The sequence below is a fragment of the Candidatus Methylomirabilota bacterium genome, from assembly GCA_035764725.1.
Classification (GTDB): domain Bacteria; phylum Methylomirabilota; class Methylomirabilia; order Rokubacteriales; family CSP1-6; genus DASRWT01.
Map to the genome: position 1 here is coordinate 21,602 of DASTYT010000022.1, position 24,858 is coordinate 46,459.

At 70.2% G+C, this 24,858-nt stretch carries 33 protein-coding genes; 7 read left to right on the forward strand and 26 right to left on the reverse strand.

Features of this window, described 5'->3' with window-relative positions:
- Position 1 precedes the first annotated feature (1 nt).
- From VFX14_03155 to VFX14_03165, 3 genes are all read right to left on the reverse strand, one after another.
- Entirely contained in the window at positions 2 to 1,795 is a 1,794-nt protein-coding gene (locus tag VFX14_03155; protein ID HEU5188666.1) for a long-chain fatty acid--CoA ligase, read from the reverse strand.
- A gap of 64 nt (positions 1,796 to 1,859) precedes the next feature.
- Positions 1,860 to 2,195: a hypothetical protein gene (locus VFX14_03160; GenBank protein ID HEU5188667.1), complete on the reverse strand. Its 336-nt coding sequence runs from the start codon at positions 2,193 to 2,195 to the stop codon at positions 1,860 to 1,862.
- Positions 2,192 to 2,806 carry a M48 family metalloprotease gene (locus tag VFX14_03165; protein HEU5188668.1) on the reverse strand — a complete coding sequence of 205 codons (615 nt, stop codon included), beginning with the start codon at positions 2,804 to 2,806 and terminating at the stop codon, positions 2,192 to 2,194. The genes VFX14_03160 and VFX14_03165 overlap by 4 nt, the downstream gene beginning before the upstream one ends.
- Positions 2,807 to 2,922: 116 nt before the next feature.
- Here VFX14_03165 and VFX14_03170 point away from each other — a divergent pair, with 116 nt between their 5' ends.
- Positions 2,923 to 3,369, forward strand: a complete 447-nt coding sequence (locus VFX14_03170) for a hypothetical protein (GenBank protein ID HEU5188669.1) — start codon at positions 2,923 to 2,925, stop codon at positions 3,367 to 3,369.
- Here VFX14_03170 and VFX14_03175 read toward each other — a convergent pair.
- Positions 3,366 to 3,872: a polyhydroxyalkanoate synthesis regulator DNA-binding domain-containing protein gene (locus tag VFX14_03175; GenBank protein HEU5188670.1), complete on the reverse strand. Its 507-nt coding sequence runs from the start codon at positions 3,870 to 3,872 to the stop codon at positions 3,366 to 3,368. The two genes, VFX14_03170 and VFX14_03175, sit on opposite strands and share 4 nt — an antisense overlap.
- Before the next feature lie 114 nt (positions 3,873 to 3,986).
- Here VFX14_03175 and fabG point away from each other — a divergent pair, with 114 nt between their 5' ends.
- Positions 3,987 to 4,730, forward strand: coding sequence for a 3-oxoacyl-[acyl-carrier-protein] reductase (gene fabG / locus VFX14_03180; GenBank protein HEU5188671.1), 744 nt, complete (start codon positions 3,987 to 3,989; stop codon positions 4,728 to 4,730).
- Here the strand turns inward: fabG and VFX14_03185 are convergent, their stop codons facing one another.
- From VFX14_03185 to VFX14_03200, 4 genes are all read right to left on the reverse strand, one after another.
- Entirely contained in the window at positions 4,731 to 5,291 is a 561-nt protein-coding gene (locus tag VFX14_03185; protein ID HEU5188672.1) for a MaoC family dehydratase, read from the reverse strand.
- Positions 5,288 to 5,785 carry a poly(R)-hydroxyalkanoic acid synthase subunit PhaE gene (locus tag VFX14_03190; protein ID HEU5188673.1) on the reverse strand — a complete coding sequence of 166 codons (498 nt, stop codon included), beginning with the start codon at positions 5,783 to 5,785 and terminating at the stop codon, positions 5,288 to 5,290. The genes VFX14_03185 and VFX14_03190 overlap by 4 nt, the downstream gene beginning before the upstream one ends.
- An 11-nt stretch (positions 5,786 to 5,796) precedes the next feature.
- Positions 5,797 to 6,897: an alpha/beta fold hydrolase gene (locus VFX14_03195; GenBank protein HEU5188674.1), complete on the reverse strand. Its 1,101-nt coding sequence runs from the start codon at positions 6,895 to 6,897 to the stop codon at positions 5,797 to 5,799.
- Between the two features lie 67 nt (positions 6,898 to 6,964).
- Positions 6,965 to 7,660 (reverse strand): helix-turn-helix domain-containing protein, encoded by a 696-nt coding sequence (locus VFX14_03200; GenBank protein HEU5188675.1) that lies wholly within the window; start codon positions 7,658 to 7,660, stop codon positions 6,965 to 6,967.
- A gap of 133 nt (positions 7,661 to 7,793) precedes the next feature.
- On the opposite strand from VFX14_03200, the gene VFX14_03205 reads away from it, so the two are divergent.
- Complete coding sequence (locus tag VFX14_03205; GenBank protein ID HEU5188676.1) at positions 7,794 to 8,261, forward strand: cupin domain-containing protein; 468 nt, start codon at positions 7,794 to 7,796, stop codon at positions 8,259 to 8,261.
- A gap of 52 nt (positions 8,262 to 8,313) precedes the next feature.
- Here the strand turns inward: VFX14_03205 and VFX14_03210 are convergent, their stop codons facing one another.
- The 6 genes from VFX14_03210 to VFX14_03235 all read right to left on the reverse strand — a co-directional run bounded on the left by VFX14_03210 (position 8,314) and on the right by VFX14_03235 (position 12,199).
- On the reverse strand, positions 8,314 to 8,634 hold the full coding sequence (locus VFX14_03210) for an SCP2 sterol-binding domain-containing protein (GenBank protein HEU5188677.1): 321 nt from the start codon (positions 8,632 to 8,634) through the stop codon (positions 8,314 to 8,316).
- Positions 8,635 to 8,658: 24 nt separating this feature from the next.
- A complete protein-coding gene (locus VFX14_03215; GenBank protein HEU5188678.1) occupies positions 8,659 to 9,408 on the reverse strand; it encodes an SDR family NAD(P)-dependent oxidoreductase in 750 nt (249 codons plus the stop codon).
- Positions 9,409 to 9,475: 67 nt separating this feature from the next.
- Positions 9,476 to 10,246: an enoyl-CoA hydratase-related protein gene (locus VFX14_03220; GenBank protein ID HEU5188679.1), complete on the reverse strand. Its 771-nt coding sequence runs from the start codon at positions 10,244 to 10,246 to the stop codon at positions 9,476 to 9,478.
- A gap of 24 nt (positions 10,247 to 10,270) precedes the next feature.
- Positions 10,271 to 10,852, reverse strand: a complete 582-nt coding sequence (locus VFX14_03225) for a TetR/AcrR family transcriptional regulator (protein HEU5188680.1) — start codon at positions 10,850 to 10,852, stop codon at positions 10,271 to 10,273.
- Positions 10,853 to 10,922: 70 nt separating this feature from the next.
- Positions 10,923 to 11,564 (reverse strand): PilZ domain-containing protein, encoded by a 642-nt coding sequence (locus VFX14_03230; GenBank protein HEU5188681.1) that lies wholly within the window; start codon positions 11,562 to 11,564, stop codon positions 10,923 to 10,925.
- Positions 11,565 to 11,572: 8 nt separating this feature from the next.
- The gene (locus VFX14_03235) at positions 11,573 to 12,199 is read right to left on the reverse strand and encodes a PilZ domain-containing protein (GenBank protein ID HEU5188682.1); all 627 of its coding nucleotides are present in this window, start codon (positions 12,197 to 12,199) and stop codon (positions 11,573 to 11,575) included.
- A 101-nt stretch (positions 12,200 to 12,300) separates the two neighbouring features.
- Here VFX14_03235 and VFX14_03240 point away from each other — a divergent pair, with 101 nt between their 5' ends.
- Positions 12,301 to 13,236, forward strand: a complete 936-nt coding sequence (locus VFX14_03240) for a TIGR03619 family F420-dependent LLM class oxidoreductase (protein HEU5188683.1) — start codon at positions 12,301 to 12,303, stop codon at positions 13,234 to 13,236.
- 8 nt (positions 13,237 to 13,244) lie between these two features.
- Complete coding sequence (sppA, locus tag VFX14_03245) at positions 13,245 to 14,231, forward strand: signal peptide peptidase SppA (GenBank protein HEU5188684.1); 987 nt, start codon at positions 13,245 to 13,247, stop codon at positions 14,229 to 14,231.
- 30 nt (positions 14,232 to 14,261) lie between these two features.
- Here sppA and VFX14_03250 read toward each other — a convergent pair whose 3' ends face one another.
- The 10 genes from VFX14_03250 to VFX14_03295 form a co-directional block, all read right to left on the reverse strand.
- On the reverse strand, positions 14,262 to 14,954 hold the full coding sequence (locus VFX14_03250; protein ID HEU5188685.1) for a hypothetical protein: 693 nt from the start codon (positions 14,952 to 14,954) through the stop codon (positions 14,262 to 14,264).
- A 40-nt stretch (positions 14,955 to 14,994) separates the two neighbouring features.
- Positions 14,995 to 15,777 carry an enoyl-CoA hydratase/isomerase family protein gene (locus VFX14_03255; GenBank protein ID HEU5188686.1) on the reverse strand — a complete coding sequence of 261 codons (783 nt, stop codon included), beginning with the start codon at positions 15,775 to 15,777 and terminating at the stop codon, positions 14,995 to 14,997.
- On the reverse strand, positions 15,774 to 16,361 hold the full coding sequence (locus VFX14_03260) for a CoA pyrophosphatase (protein HEU5188687.1): 588 nt from the start codon (positions 16,359 to 16,361) through the stop codon (positions 15,774 to 15,776). Before VFX14_03260 ends, VFX14_03255 begins: the two co-directional genes overlap by 4 nt.
- 2 nt (positions 16,362 to 16,363) lie before the next feature.
- A complete protein-coding gene (locus VFX14_03265) occupies positions 16,364 to 17,143 on the reverse strand; it encodes an enoyl-CoA hydratase-related protein (GenBank protein ID HEU5188688.1) in 780 nt (259 codons plus the stop codon).
- A 15-nt stretch (positions 17,144 to 17,158) separates the two neighbouring features.
- The gene (locus VFX14_03270) at positions 17,159 to 17,959 is read right to left on the reverse strand and encodes an SDR family NAD(P)-dependent oxidoreductase (GenBank protein ID HEU5188689.1); all 801 of its coding nucleotides are present in this window, start codon (positions 17,957 to 17,959) and stop codon (positions 17,159 to 17,161) included.
- A gap of 10 nt (positions 17,960 to 17,969) precedes the next feature.
- Complete coding sequence (locus VFX14_03275; GenBank protein ID HEU5188690.1) at positions 17,970 to 18,746, reverse strand: fumarylacetoacetate hydrolase family protein; 777 nt, start codon at positions 18,744 to 18,746, stop codon at positions 17,970 to 17,972.
- A gap of 14 nt (positions 18,747 to 18,760) precedes the next feature.
- The gene (locus VFX14_03280) at positions 18,761 to 19,111 is read right to left on the reverse strand and encodes a hypothetical protein (GenBank protein HEU5188691.1); all 351 of its coding nucleotides are present in this window, start codon (positions 19,109 to 19,111) and stop codon (positions 18,761 to 18,763) included.
- 117 nt (positions 19,112 to 19,228) lie between these two features.
- A complete protein-coding gene (locus tag VFX14_03285; GenBank protein ID HEU5188692.1) occupies positions 19,229 to 19,453 on the reverse strand; it encodes a DUF6496 domain-containing protein in 225 nt (74 codons plus the stop codon).
- 50 nt (positions 19,454 to 19,503) lie between these two features.
- Entirely contained in the window at positions 19,504 to 19,932 is a 429-nt protein-coding gene (locus tag VFX14_03290; GenBank protein ID HEU5188693.1) for a hypothetical protein, read from the reverse strand.
- Between the two features lie 70 nt (positions 19,933 to 20,002).
- Positions 20,003 to 20,887: a Ku protein gene (locus tag VFX14_03295; protein HEU5188694.1), complete on the reverse strand. Its 885-nt coding sequence runs from the start codon at positions 20,885 to 20,887 to the stop codon at positions 20,003 to 20,005.
- A gap of 131 nt (positions 20,888 to 21,018) precedes the next feature.
- Between VFX14_03295 and VFX14_03300 the strand changes: the two genes are divergently transcribed.
- Together VFX14_03300 and VFX14_03305 are read left to right on the forward strand one after the other, a co-directional pair.
- A complete protein-coding gene (locus tag VFX14_03300; protein ID HEU5188695.1) occupies positions 21,019 to 22,068 on the forward strand; it encodes a zinc-dependent alcohol dehydrogenase family protein in 1,050 nt (349 codons plus the stop codon).
- 13 nt (positions 22,069 to 22,081) lie between these two features.
- Positions 22,082 to 23,176 (forward strand): hypothetical protein, encoded by a 1,095-nt coding sequence (locus VFX14_03305; protein HEU5188696.1) that lies wholly within the window; start codon positions 22,082 to 22,084, stop codon positions 23,174 to 23,176.
- 34 nt (positions 23,177 to 23,210) lie between these two features.
- Here VFX14_03305 and VFX14_03310 read toward each other — a convergent pair whose 3' ends face one another.
- Together VFX14_03310 and VFX14_03315 are read right to left on the reverse strand one after the other, a co-directional pair.
- Positions 23,211 to 23,732 (reverse strand): RidA family protein, encoded by a 522-nt coding sequence (locus tag VFX14_03310; GenBank protein ID HEU5188697.1) that lies wholly within the window; start codon positions 23,730 to 23,732, stop codon positions 23,211 to 23,213.
- Positions 23,733 to 23,756: 24 nt separating this feature from the next.
- Entirely contained in the window at positions 23,757 to 24,857 is a 1,101-nt protein-coding gene (locus VFX14_03315) for an amidohydrolase family protein (GenBank protein ID HEU5188698.1), read from the reverse strand.
- Position 24,858: the final 1 nt, after the last annotated feature.

Consider the following 24,858-nt stretch of genomic DNA (forward strand, 5'->3'; position numbering starts at 1 on the left):
CTCAGCGATAGAGCTGGTCGATCGCGGCCTGGTACTGCTCGCGGATGACCTTGCGCTTCACCTTGAGGGTCGGGGTGAGGAGCCCGTTCTCGACAGTGAAGTCGGAGGGGAGGACGGTGAACTTCTTCACCTTGGCGTAGGACTGCAGCTCCCCATTCCGCTCCTCCACGATCTTCGTGACGCGCGCCACGACCTTCGGGTGCGCGCACAGCGCCGCCGGGTCCACGGTGGGCAGCCCCTGCGCGGCGGCGAACTTCAAGAGCTCCTCGGGGTTCAGCGTGATCAGCGCGATCGGATACGGCCGGCGGTCGCCGTAGACCATCACCTGGCTGATGAAGGGGTCGCCCTTGAGGAGGTTCTCGATGTTCTGCGGGGCGATGTTCATGCCGCCCGCGGTGACGATGAGATCCTTCTTCCGATCCGTGATGAAGAGGAACCCGTCCTCGTCGAAGCGTCCGATGTCGCCGGTGGCAAACCATCCGTCGGCGAGAAACACCTCGGCGGTAGCGTCCGGCTTCTTGAAGTAGCCCTTGGCGATGTTGCGCCCGCGACCGAGGATCTCGCCGTCCGGCGCGATCTTCACCTCGACGGATGGCAGCGGGAGGCCGACCGAGCCGAACTTGAAGCGGTCCTCGCGGTTGTTGGTGAGCACCGGGCACGTCTCGGTGAGGCCGTACCCCTCGAGGATCAGGATGCCGGCGGCGTGGAAGAACTCGGCGATCTCGCGCGACAGCGGCGCGCCGCCCGACACGGCGAAGCGCAGGCGGCCGCCCAGGGCGGCGTGCATCTTCGAGAACACGAGGGCGTGGGCGATGCGCGCCTTGACCGCGAGGCCGCCGGGCACCGGCTTGCCCGCCTGCTTGAGCCGCGAGACTTCCTTCCCCACGCCCACCGCCCAATGGAAGATCTTCTTCTTGAGCGACGAGCCCGCGTCGGCCTTGGCGAGCACGCCCGCGTAGACCTTCTCGAACACCCGGGGCACGCTGCAGATGAAGTGCGGGCGGGCCTCGGGCAAGTTGTCGCGCAGCTTGTCGATGTTCTCGGCGAACGCGGTCAGGAGTCCCCGGTGGATGCCGATGAAGGACTCGAGTCGCGCGAAGGAATGCGCGAGGGGCAGGAACAGCAGGTGCACGTCGCCCTCGGCGATGTGGGTGGTCTGAGCGGCCGACTCCAGCGCCGACATGTGATTGCCGTGCGTCTGCACCACGCCCTTGGGCGGCCCGGTGGTCCCCGAGGTATACACGATGGTGGCCACGTCCTCGGGCCGGCCGCCCGCGATTCGCGCCTCCAGCTCCCCGCGCACGCGCTCGGCCTGATCGCGCCCGAGCTGGCGGAGCTGGTCCCACGTCTGCACGCGGGGCCCCGGCGCCGCCCCCGCCGCGGGCTGGATCACGATGATGTGCTCAAGGCCCTCCATCTTCCCCTGCACCTCGAGGACCTTGGCGAGCTGGCCGGCGTCCTCCACGAACAGGGTGCGGACGCCCGCGTCGTTGACGATGTACTGGATGAGGTCCGGGGGGTAGCTCGGATAGATGGGAATCGTCACGGCGCCAATCGAGAAGATGGCGAAGTCCGCCTGCACCCACTCGGCGCGGCTCGCCGAGAGAATCCCCACCGCGTCGCCCTTCTTTCGGCCGAGGGCGAGCAGCCCCGAGGCCAGCTCGCGTACGGTCTGACCGACTTCCTTCCACGTCATCGTCGTCCAGGCGGCACCGCGCTTGGCTTGCTGGGCCGGACGATCGCCGCCGCGCTCGACGCGGTTCCAGAACATCTTCGCCAGGGTGTCGTGGGTCATGGGCCCCTCCTCACGCCAGAGTGCGGAGCTCGCGGGTCCGCCGGTCGATGCATGAAGCCGTATCTTAGCGGACCGTGACCCGGAATGCCTGGATGAGATTGGGGCCGGGCTTGTAGACGCCTTCGACCTCCACGCGGTCGCCCACCTTGACCGGGAAGCCGGCGACCGCCATCACGTCCACGGTGGCGCCCCCATCGATGAGCGTGAAGCGCTGGCCGGCGGCGGAGCCGAGCGGCGCCGCGAAGGCCACCGTCCCCTCAACCGTGATCGTCCGCTCCGCGAAGCGCGCGCGTTCCGAGAAGAGCGTGGGGAGAGGCACGCGCTGGGCGAGCGCGGGGACGGCGGCGAGGACACAGGCGAGCCCCAGGAGCGAGGCGACAATCCAGCGGCGGTTCGTCATGGACACACCTCCGCGAGCGCCTGGAGCCGGGCTCCGGGGCTCGGATGCGTGGACAGCCAGTTGAAGTACTCGGGCCGTTGCCCTTCGCGCTCGAGGCGCTGAAGCAGCGCCACCAGCGCCCGGCAGCGCGTCCCGTCCCCCGGCAGCCGGTTCAGGAGCTGCGCAGCCCATCGGTCCGCCGCGCGCTCTTCCTCTCGATCGTAGGCGCGAAAGGCGGCCGCCTGCGCGCCTCGCTGCACCATCACGCCGCGCTCGACCTGGCGGCGCGCCCGGCGCGCCCCGAAATGTCCGAGCTCGACGTGCCCCAGCTCGTGCGCGAGGGCCGCGCGCATCTCTTCCGGAGGCAGCCGCTGGAGCGCGCCCTCGGTGACGAGCAGGCTGAACCGGCACGCCGGGTGCGGCGCGACGCCCATGTTGATGTTGCTTCTCGGCAGGATCCCCACCGCGACCGCGCATCCATCCTCCGGCCCCCGCCAGATGCCGGAGGTGCGGAGCAGCGGGGCGAGCGCCGCCGAAACCTTGAAGCGCTCATCGTCGGTCGCCTCACGCGGCGCGACCGCCGAGGTAGCCGCGGGCGGCTTCGGGGGCGCGCTCTCGCACCCGCCGAGCACGACCGCTCCGACGACACCGATCAGGCCTAACGCGATGCGACACCATGATTGACCGCCTTTCACGCGTCGCGTTATACTGAGTCTTGCGGACATTCTCGTGACGAAGGAGTCACATCATGACGACGACAGCCGAGACGAGCGAGGCGCTGGGCCAGATGACCGGCGCCGCGGTCGAGATGTTCACCCTCTTCGCCGACGCCAACCAGAAGATCCTCCGTGAGCTGGTCGACTTCTCCGCGACCGCCGCGAGGGAGGGCGTGCGGCTCTATGCCGAGCTCCAGTCCTCCGCGGTGGAGGCGCTCAAGGACGGCCAGAGCTTCCTCCTCCGCCGGCAGATCGAGCTGCAGGGCGCGCCCGAGCCCGCGCTCGCGTATCAGCGTGGCGTGCAGGAATCGGTCGACGGCGCGCAGCGGGTCTTCCGCCTCGTCGAGACCAATGCCCAGGCGGTGACCCGCTCCGCGGAGCGGCTGCAGGTCAGCGCCGAGCAAGCCAGTCAGGAGATCCAGGCGGCCTTCGCGCAGCTCGCCAACCGGCTGCCGTCGCTCTACACGCCGCGCGACTAGCCGCCGCGGCGCTTCTCCAGGCGCTCTTCGAGGGCGCGGAGCTGCTCGCGTAGCGCCGCCACCTCGCCGCGGAGCGCGTCCGCCTCGCCGACGGGTTCCCCCTTGCGCTCGGGAGCGGGCGCGGCCGCCGGCTTGGCCCCGGGCATCGCCCAGCCCGCGCGCACCGCCCACTCGCGGAACACGCGGTCGGCCTCGCGCTGGCTCGTCATGATCGCGTCGAGGCTCGACTTCATCGAGGACTGGAAGAACTCCTGCCAGGCTTCGCCGTGCTTGATGAGCTGATGGAGGAAGGCGGTGGGCAACGCGGCACGGTGGTTGCGCTCGTTCTCGAGAATGATCTGAGCGAGCGTCACCGAGGTCAGATCCTCGCCGCTGGAGACGTCCACCACCGAGATCTCCTTGCCCGCGCGGATGAGCTCCTCGAGCTCCTCCAGGGTGACGTAGCGGCTCTCCTGCGTATCGTAGAGCTTGCGATTGGAGTATCGCTTGATCACGTACGCCATGGCGCGAGTCTAACACCGCGCGTCAGGGCCCACAAGCCGACGCGCCGCCGCCCTGCTATACTGGCGCACGCTTCGCCGATCCATTCCCTCGACCGGCCATCCAGGAGGGTCGTCATGCAGCTCGCCGGCCGCACCGCTCTCGTCACCGGAGGCTCCCGCGGCATCGGTCGCGCCATCGCGTTCGCGCTCGCCCAGGAGGGCGCCGACGTCGCGATCAACTACGTGTCGAGCGAGACCCCCGCGCGCGAGATCGCGGAGGCGATCGGCGCGCTCGGCCGGCGCTCTATGCTCGCCCAGGCCGACGTCGCCGACTATCCGGACACCTATCGGATGGCGCAAGACGTGCTGAAGGAATTCGGGCACCTCGACATCCTGATCAACAACGCGGGCGTGACGTCGGACAAGAGCTTCGTCAAGATGGACCACGCCTCGTGGCGCAAGGTGCTCGCCATCAACCTCGACGGCGTCTTCAACTGCACCAAGGTGTTCATCGACCAGATGCTCAAGCAGAGCTTCGGCCGGGTCGTCAACATCACGTCGGTCATCGGGCAGATCGGCAACTTCGGACAGGCCAACTACGCGGCGTCCAAAGCAGGGGTGGCCGCCTTCACGAAGTCGCTCGCCAAGGAGCTCGCCGGCAAGGGTGTCACCGTGAACTGCGTGGCCCCGGGCTTCACCGAGACCGACATGGTGACGTCGATCCCCGAGAAGGTGCGGCAGAAGCTCCTGGACCAGATCCCGATGCGGCGCTTCGGGAAGGCGGAGGAGGTCGCGCGGGCCTGCGTCTATCTCTGCGCCAAGGACGGCGACTACATCACGGGCGCCGAGCTCTCCATCAACGGCGGCCTCTTCATGTAGTTACCGCCGCGGCTGGGACAGCGCCAGGAGGCTCCACGCCATGGCGCCCGTCACCGCCGCGCCCTGCGCCGCCCACGCCCATGGGACGAGCGCCCAGAGGGTGAGCGCGGCGGCGGGTCCCACCGTCCGCTCGTAGCGCACCGGCGTCCGCGATGGCTTGACCACCGCCTCACCCGCCAGCACCTCCTCGCCGTGCTGATTCACACACGACGTGCGGAGCCGCACGCGGTTCTTCTCCGGGCTGGCCTCCACCACCTCCACCCGGGCGGTGACCGCGTCGCCGAAGCGCACCGGGCGGTGGAACCGGAGATCCTGAGACAGGTACACCGTGCCGGGGCCCGGGAGGCGGGTGCCGATCACCGCGGAGACGAGCCCGGCCGTCCAGATGCCGGGCGCGATTCGCTCCTTGAACGAGGTGCCGGCGGCATAGGCGCGGTCGGAATGGATCGGGTTGTAGTCACCGACCGAGTCCACGAAGCCCGCGATATCAGCCTCGTCGGCCACTCGGGTCAGCTCGGCGTGATCGCCGACGGTGAGCTCGTGGATGGTGACGCCGATCATCGACTCTCCAGCCGCTTGAGGATCGCGTCGAGCTTGTCCTCGAGCCCCTCGAGCTTCTCCTCGAGCAGCACCACCTGCTTGGCCAGCCCCACGACCTGGCTGCGCGACGGCAGGCCCAGGCCGGCGAGCGAGCCCTCGATCTGCTGCTCGGCAGCCTTCTTGGCGGGACTGGCCGCGTTGAGGAAGCCCTCCATCTGCCTCCCCAGCGTCTTGGCGAAGGCCTCGGTGCTCATCGCCTGCTCGAGCACCCGCGACCACGCCGCGATCCACTGATCGAGGAACTGCTTCCACTGGGCCATGAGATCGGGCGAGGCCTGGCCCTGCGTCATCACCTTCGACCACGCGGCCATGCCCTGGTCCATGAAGGGACGCCAGAATGCCTGTGGGTCGAGCGGCTGGGCCTGCGGCGCGCCCAGCATCCGGAGCCACGCCTGGCTGCCTTCCTCCACCTGCTTCTTCCACATGTCCATGAGCTGCTGAGTGGGGTCTGCCATAGCATGTCCTCCTACGATCTGGCGGCGAGCCAGGACGCGACCTTGGGCCAGCAGTGGACGGAAGCGCCGCGGCCGGCGATCAGCGAGATGTGGCCGCCCGCCAGCTCGACGTACTCGCGGTCCACGCTTCCCACCGCGCCAATGAGGGGCTTCACGCAGGCCGGGGGCGCGATGTTGTCCTCCTTCGCGCCCACCGCCAGGACGGGGCACCGGATGTTGCGGAGGCTCACCGGCCGGCCGCCCATGCGCAGATCGCCGCGGATCAGCCGGTTCTGCTGGTAGAAGTCCTTCACCCACTGGCGAAAGAACTCGCCGGGGAACGGTTGGTACTCGTTCGCCCACTTGTTGAGCGCGTTGAAGCCCGTCACGTACTCGGTGTTCCAGAGATTCCACCAGAGGTTGAGATTGGTGGAGAGATCCATCGTCGGCTTGAGCAGCTTGAAGCCTGCCTTGACCATGTCGGCGGGGATACTGCCGAGGGTGTCCACGTACTTGTCCACGTCGAACACCTTCGCGTCGAGCCACCTGGCGAAGAGGCCGGCCTGGGAGAAATCGATCGGCCCCGCCATGTCGACGTAATTCTTCACCGGGAACTCGGGCCGCGAGCCGAGGAAGCTCGCGGAGATCGGGGCGCCCATGCAGTAGCCGAGCACGGAGATCTCGGACGCGCCGGACGACTGCAGCGTCTTGTCGGCCATGCGCGGCAGGATCTTCGTCACCACGTCCTCGAACGTGAGGTCGTTGTCCTCCGCGCCGAACACGCCCCAGTCGAGGAGATACATGTCGAAGCCTTGCTGGGTCATGTGCTCGATGAACGAGCCCTTGGGCATGAGGTCGAAGATGTAGGGGCGGCTGATCCCGAGGTTCGGCACGAAGAGCACCGGGGTGCGATGCGTGCGCCGGGACTCGTAGCGGTAGAGCCGCGACTTGTTCTTCCGGTAGATCTCCTCGCGCGGCGTGGGCCCGACCTCGGGCTCCTTGGGGTTCATGACCATCTCGGAGAAGTGCTTCATGCGGAGGAAGTTGCGGTTGGCCTCCTCCTGCCACCGGGCCCGCACCTCCGGCGGCACGCCCGGCATCTCCGGCACCATCGTGAACAGTTCGTCCTTCATGCGTCCTCCCTTGGGCTCACGCCATCCTATCCGGGCCTGACGCTCTGCGTCAACATCAATCGCCGGCTCACGACGTCATGGAGGCGGGCCCCTTCCGCACGGCCGGTGCCATGGGGCTCCAGGCGAACCATCGGGCGAAGCCGCGCCGGAGCGCGGGCGGACCGTCCAGACGCAGCCAGCCCCGGCGTGTGGCCTCATCGAGCGGTACCCGCCCAAGCCATACGCGGTAGAACAGCCCGAGTTCCGCTGCCACCACGAGATCGATCTCGAACTTCGGGTGCTGCAAGCACACCGAGACGTCCGAGCGCTCGAGCACGAGCCAGAGCCGCTGGCCGCGCGCGCCCCCGAAGTCGAACTGCACCACCACGCGACGGTCGGGAAGGCGCTCGCGGTGGACCCGTCGCCGCATCCACCAGAGCAGGACCACGGGATCGAGTTCGCGCGGCCGGGGGTCGCCGAAGGCCCAGCGTGCGCCCCACCCGCCAAGCACGTCGATCACGCGCTGTAACTGCCGCCCCGCGCGCGTGAGGTGATACGCGGACCCACCGAGGGCCGTCCCCGGCCGGCGCTCCACCACGCCCGTCTGCTCGAGCCGGCGCAGCCGCTGCACCAGGAGCGCGCGCGAGATGCCCGGCAGGCCGCGGTCCAGCTCGTTGAAGCGATGGATACCGGCGAGAAGCTCCCGCGCGATGAGGGGCGTCCAGCGATCCGCCAGAATCTCCGAGGCTCGCGCGACCGGACAGTACTGACCGTAGAGGAACATCCGCACACCTCCCCGGGTCCCGTCGGGCCCGGTCCGCAAGATCGGTTCGCTATTTGTACTGGCGGCCTCGCCGTCCGCCGGCCCACCGTCGACGCGGACAGTCCCCTTCACCCACACACGGGAGGACTCGACCATGGCGTACGAGGCGGCCACACGACGCAATGTGCTGCACACGATGGGCGCACTGCCCCTGCTCATGCTGCTGGGAGCCCCGCGCGAAAGCCAGGCCCAGACGCCGGCGCCCAGCGGGAAGGTCGACACCAAAGGCCTCACCGCCAAGATCAAGCACGAGAGCGTGATCTCCGGCTATCTCGGTGAGCTCAACGGCAAGTACAAGCTCCGGGTGACCGAGCTCGTGCTCGAGCCGGGCGGCTATGTCGGCGAGCACCATCATGCGGGCCCCGGCATCCGTCAGGTGACCTCCGGCTACATGACCTACGTGCTGCCCGAAAAGACCGTCGTCTATGGACCGGGCGACTTTTTCTTCGAGTCCGGCGACGTCACGCACACCGCGCAGAACAAGACGACGCGCCCATGGTGCACGTCCTCTTCGAGATCTTGCCCGCCGATCTTCGCGGGCCATCCATCATGCCCGCGATGAAGCACTGAGCTTCGCCCTCCAGGAACCCGGAGGGCGAGGCCACCGGGGCGGGCTAGACGGAGAAGAGCGACCCGACCTTCATCGCCAGGCCCATGTCGCCCTTGAGCTTGAGCTTGCCCGACATGAAGGCCATCTGGCCGGAGAGCTTGCCCCCGATCATGTCGAGCCAGTCCTGCGACGACATGGTGAGCGTGAGATTTGGGTTCGCGGCCGCGCCCTGGTTCACCGCGCACGCCCCGTCCTTGATCACCGCGTTCCACGTGCCGCCCTGGTCGCCCGTGATGTCGTACTGGATGGTGGCGTTCATGCCCGCCGCCTTGCTCGGCTGGAAGCGGCCCGCCATCGCGTCGAAGGTCTCCTTGACTGTGGGCATCGTGCTCCTCCTGTGTGGGTGCGGCTAGAACGTGAAGAGATCCATCCCCCCAGTGACGGTGAGGACGGAGCCGGTGATGTAGCGCGCGCGCTCGGAGCAGAGGAAGGCGATGGCGTTGGCCACGTCCTCGGGCTGCCCCTCGGTCTGCATGGCCACCCGCTTCACCATGCGCTCGTACATGGGCGAGAGGTTCGCGTTGGGCCCGATGATGCCGGGCGCGATCACGTTGCTGGTGATGTTGTAGCGCGCTCCCTCCAGGGCAACCGACTTGGCGAAGCCGACCACGCCCATCTTGCTGGTGGAGTACGCGGTCTGCCCGAAGCCGCCCATCAGCCCGGCGATGGAGGCCATGCAGATGACGCGGCCCCACCGGCGCTCGCGCATCCCGGGGAACACCGCCTTGGTGACGTTGTAGGTGCCGGTGAGATTGACCTGGAGGTTCAGATCCCAGGCGGCGTCGTCCATGTCCTTGAGCTGGCCCAGCGTGTAGATGAGCCCCGCGTTGTTGACGCAGATGTCGACCGGCCCGACCTCGGACTCCGCCGTGCGGACGACGCCGCCGAGGGCCGCGCGATCGGTGATGTCCACCTCGTAGCCGCGGGCGCTTCCGCCCTTGTCCGCGATCTCCTTGGCGGTCTCGGCCGCCCCCTCGCCGTTGAGGTCCAGGACGATGACCCGGCAGCCCTCCGCGGCGAGCGTCAGGCAGTCCTGCTTCCCGAGACTGCGCGCGCCGCCCGTCACCAGCGCCACCTTGCCCTTGATGCCCAGGTCCACGGTCAGCTCGCTCCGCTCGCACCCATTTGCATATTTCGCTCCCCCTCGCCTTCGGCTGCGGCTCGCCCTACCTTCCCTTGAACTCGGCCGGGCGCTTCTGGAAGAAGGCCTGCAGCCCCTCGGCGGCGTCCTCGGTGCGGATCACCTTGTCGAAGGCGCGGATCTCCACTTCGATGGCCTTGTCGATGGGCGCCTCCAGGCCGTCGTCCAACGCCTCGATCAGCACCCGGGTGGCGATGGGCGGGCGCTTGCCCAGCTCGCGCGCCAGCGCCTTCGCGTCGGCGAGGGTCTCGCCGTCCTTGGCGAGTCGGTTCACCAGCCCGATGCGGTAGCACTCCTGGGCGGAGATCTGCGTACCGAGAATCAGGTGCTCGAGGGCCAGCCCGCGCCCGATCAAGCGCGGCAAGCGCTGAGTGCCGCCGTAGCCGGGGATGATGCCGAGGCTCGACTCGGTCTGGCCCATCCGAGCCGACTCCCTGAGGATGCGGATGTGGCAGCCCATCGCGATCTCGCAGCCGCCCCCCAGCGCGTGGCCGTTGATGGCGGCGATCACGGGCTTGGGAAAACGCTCGATGCGCCGGATCACGCTGTTGCCGAAGCGGAGGAACGCCGCGATGTCCCCGGTGAAGGCCGAGCCCAGATCGGCGCCCGCGCAGAAGATCCGGTCCCCCGCCCCCGTGATGATGATGGAGCGCACCGCGTCGTCGGGCTGAAGCTCCGACAGCGCCGCGTTGAGATCCCGCATCAGCGCCTCGTTGATGGCGTTCATAGGCGGGCGGTTGAGCGTGATCACCGCGAAGCTCTCCTCGCGGGCGAGGAGGAGCGTCTCGTACGCCATCGCCGGGGCTCCTTGTCGCGGGGACTAGCGGGGCCCGAGGCCCCGGAGGAAGATGTCGGCGAGCGGCTCGGCGGTGTCGGCGAGGCGGTAGCCCCGCTTGCCGAGCACCCACGAGGTCGCCATCTGGTCCATCGCGCCGAACAGCGCCTTCGTCGCCACCTTGATGGGCAGGTCTGAGCGGAACCGGCCGTCGGCCACACCTTCCTCGATTACCGAGGCGATGAGCGCGAAATACGACGAGATCTCGTGCGCGGAGGCGCCGCGGAAGAACTTCTGGCCTTGCCGCTGCTCCACCTGCACCACTTCCGCGAGCTGCGGATCCTCCTCCAGCATCTCGAAGTGGAGGTGGATCAGCCGGCGGAGCTTGGCCACCGCGTCGGGCTCGTCGGCGATCGCCTTGCGCAAGCTCGCCACGAACTGCGCCATCTTGTCGCGGAAGAGCGTGACGAGGATGTCGTCCTTGGTGCGGAAGTAGAGATAAATGGTGCCGGCCGCGATCCCGGCCTCGCGCGCGATGTCGGACACACGCGAGTTGTAGTAGCCCTTGCGGGCGAAGACCCGTACAGCGGCCTCGATGATCTGTTGTGGCTTGTCAGGATCGCGCATGCGCGTACGGGTGACTGAACCGCCATTCATGGTAGTCGGGGCCCCCCACGCTGTCAACCGCGAGGGCGTCTCAGGCGGGCTCTTCGAGGAGCGCGGTGACGAAGCGGTTGATGCGCTCGAACTGCGCCGGCGAGGCGTTGGCGAAGACGAGCGCGGCGCCGCGCTCGTCCACCTCCCACACCACGGCGTGGAGGGCCAGGGCCTCGGTCTCTCCGTCGGGCAGCAGCATGTCGATCCGCTCGCCGGCGCGCAGGGCAAGCCCGGTGGTGACGCGGGCCCCGAACGCCGAGAGATCCACGGTCTCCGCGGGGACGAGGGCGCCGCCACCATGGCGCAACGTCACCATGACCGGCAGCTGCACCCGCGGCGAGCGGCGCCGGGCCTCCCACCAGTCGAGCTGGGGGCGCACGCGCCGCGCGGCGCGATCGGGCAGCGGGCCACCCACGCTCATGATGTCGATGGCCACGCCGTCTTCGCCGCTGCGCACCACGAGGCCGTTCACCGACAGCACCTCGACGCGCGGGCCCGGCAAGGTCATCATGACGCGAACCTCGATGCCGGCGGGAATGTCCGCGGGCACGGCGACGCGCAGGCCGGACGCGCTGATGTCGGCCACGCGGCCCTTGAGGAATTCCCCCGTGGGCAGATCGATCTGCACGGGCCACGTCGCCCGCGCGCGCTGGGCGCCGCGACGATCCGGGCGAACGGACACGGCGTCGCTCAGCCTCCGCGCTCGAGGAGGCGCCGCACCAGGCGGCTCAGCCGATCGTACTCGCCGGGACGCAGATTGACGAACACGAACACCGACCCGCGATCGGCCATGCTCCAGACCACCGACGGCAGGCGCAGCGGCTCGTCGTCCCCGTCGGGCTCGATCTCGAGCTTGGCGGTGTCGCCGGGCCGCAGCGCCAGGTCGGTGGCGACGCGCGCGCCGAACGGGGAGAGGTCGAGGGTCTTGCCGTGGCCCACCGGACCGTGCGGGACGCGGATGGTCACCGGCAATGGCCGGCTGGCACGCGGCGCGCGGCGCCGCCCTTCCCATCCCGCGACGAGCGGCTCCACGCGACGCGCCTCGGTGTCCGGCATGCCGATGAAGTCCAGCGCGAGCGCGTCGGCGTCGCGCCGCGTGACGCGCGCCACCACTTCCAGGCGCTCGGCGCCGCGCGGCAGCGTGATGCGGAGAGTCACCGCGGCGCCGACGGGGAGATCGGCCGAGGCGCGCACGCGGACGCCGGAGGTCGAGATGTCGATCACGTGCCCATCGATGATGCCGCGCTCGAAGGTCTCGAGCCGGACCAGCCAGTCGGCGGTGGCCCGTGGCGCTCCGCGCCGATCCCGTCCCTTCACGCGCGCGTCCTCATCTCCGACACCAACTTGCGGCCCCGGCCCCGCTCCTGTCAAGCGGCGCGTCCTTGACGCCCCCGGATGGCGCGCGTACGATGCCGCGCATGAAGATCAAGTACCGTGTCGGGATCATGCCGGGGCCGTGGCCGCCGGGCCGCGACGGCGCCGACTTCCTGTGGGCGCTCACCGATCTCTGCGAGCGCACCGACATCGACTCGATCTGGCTCTCCGACCGTCTCTCCTCGCCGGTGCCCACGCCCGAGGTCATGACCACGCTCGCCGCCATCGCCGCGCGCACCACGCGGCTCAAGTTCGGCCCCAGCGTGATCGTGCTGCCGTATCGCACGCCAGTGGTGGCGGCCAAGGAGATGGCGACGGTGGACTGGCTCTCCCGCGGGCGCCTCTTCCCGGCGGTGGGCGTGGGCGTGGAGCTGCCGCGCGAGTTCGAAGCCTCCGGCGTCGCCTTCCGCGAGCGGGGCCGGCGCACCGATGAGGCGATTCGCGTGATGCGTCTCCTGTGGACGCAGGACGAGGTCAGCTTCCAGGGGGAGTTCTACAAGCTCGACCGTATCACCCTGCTCCCCAAGCCGTGGCAGACGCCTCCGCCCATCTGGATCGGCGGAAAGAGCGAGGCGGCGCAACGGCGCACCGCGCGCCTCGGCGACGGCTGGATGCCGTCCTTCATTACGCCCGACGAGTTTCGCGTGGGCGTGGAGCGCGTGCAGGAGCTGGCCGCCGCCGAGGGCCGCGAGGTCCCGGCCGATCACTTCGGCACCCTCGTGAATTTCGCGCTCGCGGACACGCCCGAGCGCGGCCAGGCGCTCGCCGCGCCCTTTATCCCCCGCGGCCGCGTCGACGAGTCGGTGATGCGGCAGTGCGTGGCCTTCGGCCCTCCCGAGGTCGTTGCCGAGAAGATCGAGGCGTACGTCAAGGGCGGCGGGTCCAAGTTCATTCTCCGTCCCCTGTGCCCGCCCGACATGATGCTCGAGCAGCTCGCGCGCCTCGCCGCCGAGGTCGTCCCCGCGTTCCACGCGCGCTGACCGCCGGCATGCGCACCCCTGGCCCCGCCCTCCGCCGCGTCGCCGGCGCGATCCTCGCCGCGCTCGCGCTCGCCGGCTGCTCCTCGATCATCTCGATCGACCTGCAGCCGCGCATCCGTCCCCTGGAGGAGGATACCGTCGAGGGCTCGGGCACGCCGAAGATCCTGCTCCTCGATCTCTCCGGGCTGCTCCAGGAAGACACGCCCAGCCTTTCCCTCACCACGCCGCCGCCTCGCGTGCCCCTCCTGGCGCGCGTCCGCGAGGAGCTCGCGAAGGCCGAGAAGGACGACAAGGTGCAAGGGGTGGTGCTGCGCATCAACAGCCCCGGCGGCACGATGACCGCCTCGGACGTGATCTACCGCGAGATCCGGGAGTTCAAGGCGCGGCGGAAGGTGCCCGTGATCGCCGCCATCATGGACGTGGGGGCCTCGGGCGGCTACTACGTGGCGCTGGCCGCCGACCAGATCTTCGTGCACCCCACGAGCATCACCGGCAGCATCGGCGTGATCATGCTCACCGTCAATGCCCAGGGCCTGATGGAGAAGATCGGCGTGACCCCGCTCGCCATCAAGTCCGGCCCCCTCAAGGACGCGGGCTCGCCGTTCCGGGGCCTCACCGACGAGGAGCGCGGGGTCTTCCAGTCGGTGATCGACGACATGTTCGGCCGGTTCGTGCGCCTGGTGTCGGAGTCACGGAAGATCCCGGAGGCCCGCGTGCGCCAGTTCGCCGATGGCCGGATCTACACCGCGGAGCAGGCCCGCGCGCTCGGCCTCGTCGACAAGATCGGCTATCTCGACGAGGCGGTGGCGGCGGCGCGCCAGGCCGCCGGAGTCACCGAAGCGCGCGTCGTCATGTATCACCGGCCGCGGGAATACCGCGCCAATCTCTACTCCGCGTCCCTGCCGCCCTCGGGCGCCGAGAGTCTCCTGACCCAGGCCGCCGGGCTCCTCGGCGGCGGGCCGGGCACGCGCTTCCTCTACCTCTGGTGGCCATAGCCCCGGACGCCGCCGCCGCGCCGCTCGCGCTCACTTGGGCGCGGGCATCCCGTACGCGACGATGTCCTGGTCGGTGTTCCACTTCACCCAGTTCACTTCCTCCGGATCGCTGGTGAGGGGCCGCGTCGCCGGCGGGGCGCCGCTCACCGGCACGAGCAGCTCCTCGCCCGTCTTCAGCGGCCGCTCCCAGGCGGGTCCGCTCGTGGCCCGCACCACCGCCAGCCCGTGATGGCAGCGCACGAGGACGCTGCCGTCGGAGTTGGTGCGCAGGGAGGTGCCGCCGCTCCGCACGCCGACGGTGGCCGCGCCGGCCTCGATCTCGATCGGGGCACGGGTCACCGTCAACGGCAGCACCGACACCCAGCTGCGGCCGCCGTCCAGCTTCACCTTGAGCGGCGCGCCCGCGGTGGTCGGCCCGCCCGCGGGAACGTTCGACGGCGGCTCGACGATGAAGATCTGGGTGAGCTGGGCCAGACGGATCGAGTTGCCGTTGTTCGTGAGGAGCGTGAGGCGGCCGCCGGCGAGGGCCCGCGCCCCGTCGCCCTCCGCGATGGTGTCCCGCAGCTTGGCCGGCACCCAGGAGCCGTTCTTCAGGATGATCTCGGACGGTCCGGAGATCGTGGAGGCGGTCAGCGGACTCTCCTTGGGCTGGGCCGCGGCGGGCGCGGCGGCGAGGAGCGCGCACGCGAGGGCAAGGGCGAGCGAAAACACCGGTGCCGTCATGCCTCGAGTCCTTTCTGGTGACCGAAGCGCATGCCGCAGGTCAACGACCCGACCAGCGCGGCGCGCGCTTCTCGAAGAAGGCGGTGACGCCCTCGCGGGCGTCGTCGGAGAGAAAGACGAGGGTGGTGAGCTCCCGCAGATAGCGCAGGGCGCCCGGATAGTCCATCTCGACGGACGTCGCCGCGGCCTCCTTGGCGAGGCCCAGCGCGGCGGGCGAGTAGCCCGCGAGCTTGGCGGCGAGCCCGCGCACCTCTTCGCCGAGGACGGCGCGCGGGACGACCCGGCTGACGAGGCCCATCTCGAAGGCCTCGCGCGCCGAGACCTGATCGCCGCTCAACACCATGAGCATGCCCCGCTTCCGACCCGCCGCACGCAAGATGGGCGCCATGACAATGAGCGGAAGCACGCCGAGGCGAATCTCGGGCAGCCCGAAGACCGCGTCCTCCGACGCCACCACGACGTCGCAGCCCACCGCGAGTCCGCAGCCGCCGGCCAGGGCATAGCCGTGCACCTGGGCGATGAGCGGCGTGCGCATGCGGGCCATCGCCTCCAGCACGCGCGGGAGGCCCCCAAAGGACTCGCGGGCCTCGAGCGTGGTGCCGCGGTCCCGCACGCCCTTGAGATCCGCGCCGGCGCAGAACTCGCGCTCCCCCGCCCCGCGCAGGACGATGACGCGCGCGGCGGGATCTCTCTCGAGGGCAGCGAGGGCGGCCTCCAGCTCGCCGAGCAGCGTCGCGTTCAGCGCATTGCGGACGTCGGGACGGTTCAGCGTGACGGTGGCGACGCCATCGGCTACCTCCACCAGCAGGGTCTCGAATGTCACGCCGTCTCCTCCGCCGAGTCGAGCAGGTCGAGGAACTGCTTCAGGATGCGCGCGGTGGCGCCCCACACCAGGTCCTCCTCCGACACCCGATAGAAGTGTACGGGATGGGGCTCCCCACCCCGCTCCCATATCTCCGTGCGGAAGATGGCGGGGTCGCGCAGGAGGTCCAGCGGCACCTCGATCACCCGCTCGATCTCCCGGCCGTCCGGCCGGAAGTCCACCCGCTCCCGGATCAGGCCCACCACCGGCGTGATCACGAACGGCGTGGCCCGGGTCATGGTGTCGTCGAGGAGGCCCAGCACCTCGACCGCCTCGGCGGGGATGCGCACCTCCTCCCAGGCCTCGCGGAGCGCGGTCTCCACCCGCGAGGCGTCCCGCTCCTCGCACACGCCCCCGGGGAAGGAGAACTGTCCCTTGTGGTGGGGGACGGCTTCCGACTTCTTGGTGAACACGATGTGCGGGCCGCCCTTGTCGGTGATGGGCAGCAGCACCGCCGCCGACACCAGATCGCTGCGGTCGAGGGCGACCCGCGGATGACGAGACAGCGCGAGATCGAGCCGGCGCCGCAGGGTGTCCAGGTCCAACGCTACCGTGCCTGGAAGTTCGGCTTCCGCTTCTCCGCGAACGCCTTGGGACCCTCTACCGCGTCGGCAGTCCCGCGCAGTGTCCCGGACAGGAACGCCTCCAGGCGGAGGCCGTCGGCCAGCGGCATGGTCAGGCCGCGCAGGGTCGCCTCCTTGGCGGCACGCACGGCGAGCGGCCCGCGCTCGCAGATGGTGTCGGCCCACTCCCGTGCGGTGCGGAGGAGATCGGCCGGCGGCACCACCGCGTTGACGAGGCCCCAACGCAGGGCCTCCTCCGCGGTCATCGTGCGCGCCATCAGGATCAGCTCCATGGCCTTGGCGAGGGGGATGGCGCGTGGCAGTCGCTGGGTGCCGCCCGCGCCGGGCATGATGGCCCAGCGGACCTCGGGGAGCCCGAACGTGGCATGAGTCACGGCGAGCCGGAGGTCGCAGGCCAGCGCCAGCTCCATGCCGCCGGCGAGGCAGTGGCCGTTGATCGCCGCGATCATGGGCTTCCAGATCTCGAGCCCGCGGGTAATCCCGCCCAGCCCCGGGTCGTTGTGGCTGCGGCGGCGCCCCTCGCCGAACGCGGCCGGGATCATCTTCTTGAGATCCGCGCCGGCCGAGAAGGACTTCTCACCGGCGCCGGTGAAGATGGCCACCCAGGCGCTCTCGTCGTCCCGGAAGCGTGTCCACGCCTCGATCAGCGCCTGATGCGTCTCGGGATCGATCGCGTTCATGGCATCGGGACGGTTGATCGTGAGCGTGACGACGTGGCCCTGCTGTGCGTAGAGGACGGTCATGACGTGTCTCCGATCCTAGGACATGATGAAGCCGCCGTCCACGTTGAGACCCTGCCCGGTGATCCCGCGGCTCTCGGGCAGGGCGAGGAAGACGGCGGCATGGGCGATCTCCTCCGCCTCGATCATGCGGCGCTGCGGCACGCGGCGTTTGATGTGGCGCTCGAAGATCTCCTCCCCCGGCACGTCCGTCACGCCGCCGTCGCGGCTCCGCACCTTCTGGGGCGCGACGCCCATGCCCGCCCGGACATAGCCCGGGCAGATGGTGTTGACGGTGATGTCGGCATGCCCCTGGCTGGCCAGCTCGGTGGCGAGCGCGCGCGTGAGCCCGATCACCCCGTGCTTGCTCGCGGCATAGGCGCTCACGAAGCCGTAGCCGCCCATGCGCCCGAAGATGGAGGAGATCGTGATGATGCGCCCGCGCCCCTGCCGCATCATCTGAGGCAGCACGGCGCGGATGGCGCGGTACGTGCCGTTGAGGTTCACGTCGATGACGCGCGTCCAGTCCGCCTCGGGCTGCTCGGCGAGGAGTCCGCCGCCCGCCACGCCCGCGCAGGTGACCAGGACGTCGAGGGCGCCGAAGGCGTCCACGGCACGCGCGGCCATCGTCTCCATGTCGGGAAGGCGCGTGACGTCCGCGCGCAGCGCCTCCGCGCGCGCGCCCAGCCCGACCGCCTCGCGCGCCACCGTCTGCACTTCGGTGAGCACGTCGGAGGCGACGAGCAGGTGGGCGCCCTCGGCCGCCAGTGCCAGCGCGACCGCGCGGCCGATGCCGCGGCCGCCACCCGTCACGACCGCGACCCGATCCTTCAGGCGCACGGCGGCGATGCTAGACGAAGCGGCAGGAGACCGAGCCCAGGCGGGTGAAGGAGGCGCGCACCGACTCGCCGGCCTGCGGCCGAAGGATCTTCGAGATGGATCCCGTCAGCACCACGTCGCCGGCGGCGAGGCCACGGCCCATGCGTCCGAGCGTATTGGCCACCCACGCCAGGGAGATGAGCGGGTTGCCCAGCACCTCGGCCGCCGTCGCGGTCGCGACGGTCTGGCCGTTCTGCTCGTAGACCACGCCCTCGAGGGCGAGATCGAGCGCGGCCACGGGCGTGAGCGGCCGTCCCAGCACGATCGCATTCGTGTAGACCCCATCGGCAACCACGTCCGCCCCGGTCGGCCGGCCCGAGAAGCGAAAGTCGATCAGCTCGAACGACGGCATGGCGCCCTCGACCGCGAGCAGCGCCGACACCGGCGTCACCCCTGGCCCCGCGAGGTCGCGCTTGAGCAGGAACGCCACCTCGACCTCCACGCCCAGCGCCGCGAAGCGGCTCATGGGCACGCTGTCACCGCCCGAGAAGACACCGGATCCGAGCATGAAGCCGAGGACCGGCTCGCTCACGCCGTAGGTCGCCTGGACGGCAGCGTTGGTGAAGCCCGCCTTCCAGCCGATGACCCGCTCGCCGCGAAGCACGAGCGCCTGCTCGACCGCGCGCTGCACCGCGTAGGCGTCCTCGAGACCGAGGTCCGCGTACTTCTCCGTGAGCGGCGCGACCTGCCCATGCCCAAGCCGGCTCATGAGGAGATGGTCGACGGCGGAATCGATGGCGATGGGCATGGAGGCGAGTCTCCTTAGCGCTTGCGTCTAGGCTTCTTTTTCACTTGTTTACGTGACCGCGCCTTAGGACGACCCTTAGGCTTGGGGCGAGGCGTGGAGCGGGCGGCGCGGCGGGAGGCGATGTGGCTCTCGTTCCGGGAGCCGACCGACCCCCGCACCACCGGTCCTGAGCGAATCGCGGTGATCCAGACCGTGAGGTCCTGCGCGAGCTCCGGGTAGCAGACGTCGCGATATGCCTCGAGCGCGCGCAGGGCTGCCGGGTCCTTCCAGGGCTTGAGGACGAACGGCGCGTCGGGATCCCTGGGGTCGAATGGCCCCTCGGTGCTCATCGGCATCACGATGTAGCGCCGTGTCAGCTCCGCCATGGTGCGCCTCCCGGTGTGAAAGTGCGGTCGACTGCCCGGGCAGAGTACGACGGCGCGGACGACTGCGCAATGAGGGATGTGGGGCGGGGAGCGCCCATCGCGGCGCTCCCCGCGGGGTTACTTCGAGCGGCTCGAGCTGCGGCGCGATTTCCCCTTTCGCGGAATGCGCGCCCCGGACCGGCGCGCCTCGCTCAGCGCGATCGCGACGGCCTGCTTCCGCTTTCGTACCTTACCCCCCGAGCCAGAGCGCAAGGAGCCATGCTTGTATTCGCGCATGACCTTGTGGACCTTGCGCCGGCCCTTGCCTTTGCTGGACGAGCGACGCGTCGAACGTCGAGCCATGCCGTGCCTCCCTTCGCGCCTTGCGCGCGTTGTATGTCGGGTGCCGCGCCTCAGAGCTCATCGGGCGCAGGGGGCTCGCCCACTCGCGACGGATCCCCGCCGCCGGGGGCGCGCTTGCGCCCGCTGGAGCCGGACCCCGGACGAGGCTGCGGCGTCCCGTCCGGCTCATCGCTCTCCCCCGCCACCGTGGCAAGGATCTGCACCACCACGTAGCCCGGTCCTCGATAGGCGCCGCTGATCTGGACCGTGCCCAGCCCCATCGCGGCGGCGCCGCGGACCGCGCGCTCGAGCGCCTTTTTCAGCGCGGCGTCAATGCCGTCGTCCGAATCGCTCTCGAGCACGGCGCGCGTCTCGATCATCGCCATCTCGGTGGGCGCGGCCCAGGCCGACGGCGCCATGAGCAGCATTGCCATGAGCGCCGCCCCGAGGACGGCCGCCAGTGTCGTCGGTCGAACGCCGTGCCTCGGCCAGTTCGTCATGTGCCGGTACCTCATGGTCCGATCGCCCGTGGGACCTACCGTCCGCCCTTGCACGTCCGCTCGTGCTCGTTCAGCTCGCGCTCCGTGTCGAAGCTCTTCCCGCACTTGCCGCACGTGAGCTGCGCCATGATGGGCTCACTCCTTTCCGCGCCTTCGCGGCGGCGGCGCGGGCCCGCGATCCACGCGCGCGCCCGCCTCGCTCCAGACTCTGCTGGAGCGCATCCATGAGATCGATGACCTTGCCGCGAGGCGCCGGGGGCGCCGCGACCGCCGCGGCCTTGCCCGCGGCCTTGCGCCGGATCGCCTGTAGCACCCGGGTCCGGAACTCGTCGTGATGGCGGGAGGCCTCGTAGCGGGGCCGTGCCAGCTCGTCGATCAGGCGCCGCGCGAGTTTCTGCTCCGCGGGCTTCACCGCGCCCCTCTCCACGTCGGGCGCATCGCGGACCTCGTCCGCGTAGTACATCGTGTGGAGCATGAGCACGCCGCTCGCGGCACGGATGAGCACCAGGCTGGCCTTGCCGCGCAGCATGAAGTGGGCGATGCCCACGCGCCCGGTCTCGGTGAGCGCCGTCTCGAGCAGTCGGTACGGGCGCGCCCCGCCCCGGTCCGGACCGAGAAAATACGCCTCATCGAGATAGACGGGATCGACGCTCTCGAGCGGGACGAACTCCATCAGCTCGATCTCGCGCGAGCGGGGGCCGACCAGGGCTTCCATCTCGTCCTCGCTCATGCGCACGAAGCGGCCCTTCGAGACCTCGTAGCCCCTGACCAGCTCCTCGCGGCCGACGACGCGGTGGCACACCGGGCAGAACCATTGGGTGCGAACACGACTGCCGCACTTGGCATGGAGCATGTGGAAGGAGACGCGCCGACTTACCGCCGCCGGGTAGAGACGGACGGGTATGGCGACCAGCCCCAATGCGATCGTTCCCGAGCCGAGCGGGCGCGCCGACATGCGGATGAGGGCAGCAAGCGATGTGCCACGATGAACAGGCCGTGATTGCGGCAGGTTCGGAACGATGCGGCCCTCGGCGGACCGGGAACCGCGGTACGTATGATCCGGGTAGGAACGAACGACGGCCGGTTGTGGGGAAGGCCGCGTGGGACAATCTCGCCATGCGCGCCATGCTCCTGGACGGCCCCGCGCCGATCGGATCGTCGCCGCTCCGGCTCGCATTGATCGCGACGCCCGAGCCGGCCCCGGGCGAGATCCGGGTCGCCGTGCACGCCTGCGCGGTGTGCCGCACGGATCTACACCTCGTCGAGGGCGACCTGCCGCTGGCCCGCCGGCCGCTCGTTCCCGGCCATCAGGCGGTGGGCCTGGTGGACGCGCTCGGCGACGGCGTCACTCGCTTCTGCCGCGGCGACCGCGTCGGCCTCGCCTGGCTGCGCTCGACGTGCGGGACCTGCCGGTTCTGCACGGCGGGTCGCGAGAATCTGTGCGAGGCGTCGACCTACACGGGATGGACACACGACGGCGGCTACGCCGAGGCGTGCTGCGTGCCGGAGGCGTTCGCCTACCCCATTCCCTCGGTGTGGACCGACCTCGAGGCGGCGCCCCTGCTCTGCGCCGGCATCATCGGCTACCGCGCGCTCCGCCGCAGCGAGGTGTCGCGCGGCGGCCGGCTGGCGCTCTACGGCTTCGGCTCGTCCGCCCACGTGACGCTGCAGGTCGCGCGGCACTGGGGCTGCGAGGTCTTCGTCTCCACGCGCCACGCCCGGCACCGCGCGCTCGCGCGCGAGCTGGGCGCGGCGTGGGTCGGCGGACCCGGCGAGCGGCTGCCCGCGCCGGCGGCGGCCGCCATCATCTTTGCACCCGCGGGAGAGCTCGTGCCGGTCGCGCTGCGCGACCTCGACAAGGGCGGCACGCTGGCGCTGGCCGGCATCCACATGAGCGACGTGCCGGCGATGACCTATGAGCCCCATCTCTTCTGGGAAAAGACCATACAGAGCGTGACCGCCAACACGCGGGCCGATGGCGAAGCCCTGCTCGCCGAAGCGGCGGCGATCCCGCTGCGTCCCCGGGTGACGTCGCGGCCGCTCGACGCGGCCAACCGGGTTCTCGCGGACCTGCGCGACGATCGGCTGGAGGGCACCGCGGTGCTGACCCTCGACTCTCCCGCATCCGCGCGATAGAATCGAGCCCCGCATGGCCCGCCACCTCTGTATCGTGGCCCGCGAGAACTCGCCGCTCTACGGCTACCTGACCATTGCGTTCCGGGAGCGCCCCCCCGGCGCGCCCACGATCGACATCGTGCTCGATCGGCGCCAGGCGAACGTGCCGGTCGCCGGCGTCACCGAGCGGCGCCAGCACTCGGCGATCGATGAGGCTGTGCGGGAGCGCGGCTACGCGATCTACACCGGACCGGGCGGTGGCGCCCCCAGCCTCCACGACGAGGCGTTCATCGAGCGAGCCATCGGCCTCCTGGCCGACGTCGAGCGCCGGGGGCCGCTGGCGCTGCGCTTCAATGCGCGGCGGCGCCGGGCGCTGATCACGGCGGTGGGCCGCGGCGTCATCACGGTGCTCGTGCTCGCGCTCGTGGTCGCCGGCATCCTCCGCCTGGGCGGGCTGGCCCGCATCGCCGACGCGGCCACCGCGCTCGCGGGAGACACCGTGACGCGGATCGAGGGAGCCTGGCACTCACTGCGCGGTCAGCCCGAGCCGCGCGACGTACGCCAGGCCCGCGCGCCCGCGTCGAGTCCCAACCCGCCCACGCGGGCGCCCGAGACCCCGGCGGTCGATCCCGCCCCGGCCACGCGGGCGCCCGAGACCCCGGCAGTCGATCCCACCCCGCCCCGGGCCGAGCGCACGCCCGCGGCCACGCCGGCGCCTGCCCCACGCGCCCCGGTGACCCCACCGGCGCCGACGCGCGCGCCCGCAGCGGACCCATCGCGCGCGCCGGCCGCACCACGCGATGTCGCCGCCCTCGAATCCCGGCCTCTCCCCTCCTTCACGGGCCTCTTGCCACGGATCGAGATGTCGCGGCAGGCGAGCGCGTCGAACGGCGGCGTCGTGTACGTGCTGCGGGTGACGGACTCCGGCGGAGAGCCCATCTCGGGAGCGCAGGTCTGGCTCCTCGGGCGGAGCGCCGATGGTCGGACCCGCGAGGTCCAGCTCGACGAGGGCGATCGACGGGGCGTCTACCGCAGCAGCCCGTTGCCGCCCGACCACGTCATGCCGCCGAGCCTCAATGCGCGGGTGTACTTCAGCAACATGCGGGTCGAGATTCCCCTCGACCATTGACGCGGCCGGCCGCCGCGCCCGCCCGGCCTCGGAGCTAGCTCGCGAAGGCGTCGCGGGCCAGCGGGGGGCGAACGTCGGCGCCGGAGAACAGCACGGTGGCGATGATCTCCACGCTCGCGCCGCCGCCCAGCCCCTGACAGCCGATCGCCGCCCGCGTGGGCTTGCCCCGCGCGCCGTAGAGCTCCACGAGGAAATCCGCCGCCCCGTTGATGACCCGGGGCTGATCGTTGAACCCCGGCGCGGAGTTCACGAAGCCCAGCACGTGGACGAACTGCTGGATGCGCTCGAGGTCGCCCAGCGCGTACTTGAGCACGGCCAGCGTGCTGAGCGCGGCGTACCGCGCGGCCTCCGCGCCCTGGGCCAGCGTGAGCGTGCTCCCCACCACGCCCGGGAGGTACGGCTTACCGTCCTTCACGGGAGTGGTGCCGCAACAGTAGAGCAGCCCCTGCACCGGATAGTGGGAGATGAAATGCGCGCCGGAGGGATTCACCTTGTAGAGCTCGACCAGGTCCGGCACCGTCATGCCCATGCGCGCCAGCCGCCCCTCGATATCCATCGCCTTCTCCCGCCCGCGCTCGCCTCAGTCGAGGCCGTACAGCTCGGCGACGTTGTCGTGGACGAACAGGTTGCGCTCCTCGTCGCTGAGGTGCGCGGCGTGCTTGGCGAGCAATTCCTGCGACGATGGCCAGGTAGAGTCGGAGTGCGGGAAGTCGTTGGCCCAGAGTAGGCGATGGATGTTGCAGAGATCCTTCACCTGGAAGGCCACCCAGTCGTCCTGGAACGTGGTGTAGACATTCTCGCGGAAGTACTCGCTGGGCATCCGGGTAATCGTGCCTGCGGGCAGCCAGTAGCGATGCCGGTCGTAGGCGTGATCCATGCGATACATGTAGTGCGGCACCCAGCCCGCGTCGGCTTCCACGCTCACCACCCTGAGCCGCGGGTGGCGCTCGAACACCCCGCCGAGCACGAACGTGCCCAGGATGTCCTGGCATCCGCGGATGATGCTGAGAAAGGCGTTGAGCTTGGGCCCGCGGACCCGCCGATCCAGTCCATCCTCCCGGCTGGTCAGGATGTGGAAGGACAGCGGCATGGCGAGGTCCACCGCCTCTTCGTAAAACGGGTCGTACATCGGGTCATCGTAGTCGGCCACGGCGGGATTGCCCGGCATCATGACGCCACGCAGCCCCAGCTCCTTCATGCGGCGCAGGTCCCGGATCCCGTCCTCCACCGAGCGCATCGCGGTCTGCCCGACCCCGATCAAGCGGTCGGGATGCGCCCCGCAGAACTCGGCGATCCAGAGGTTGTAGGCGTCGAAGCACGCCTGCTTGTAGTCGAAGTCGGGGTGATTGCAGATCACCATGCCGACCGTGGGGTAGACGACCTCCGCGGAGATGCCGTCGCGGTCCTGGTCGGCCATGCGCGCCTCGGGATCCCAGCCCCCGCGGTGCAGCTCCTCGAAGCGCACGCCCCACATCGTGAGCTCGCGGGCGTCCTTCCCCGCCGCCGCCACCAGCCCCATGGGAATGGTCTTCTCCATGCCGTCCACCACGAACACGTCGCCCCGCTTGGCATCGCGCTCGATGTGGGGCGCGCGATCCCTGAAGCGGCGATCGATGCGGTCCACGTACGTGTTCGGCGGCTCGGTGACGTGCGAGTCGGCAGAGATGAGAGGCTTGCGCATG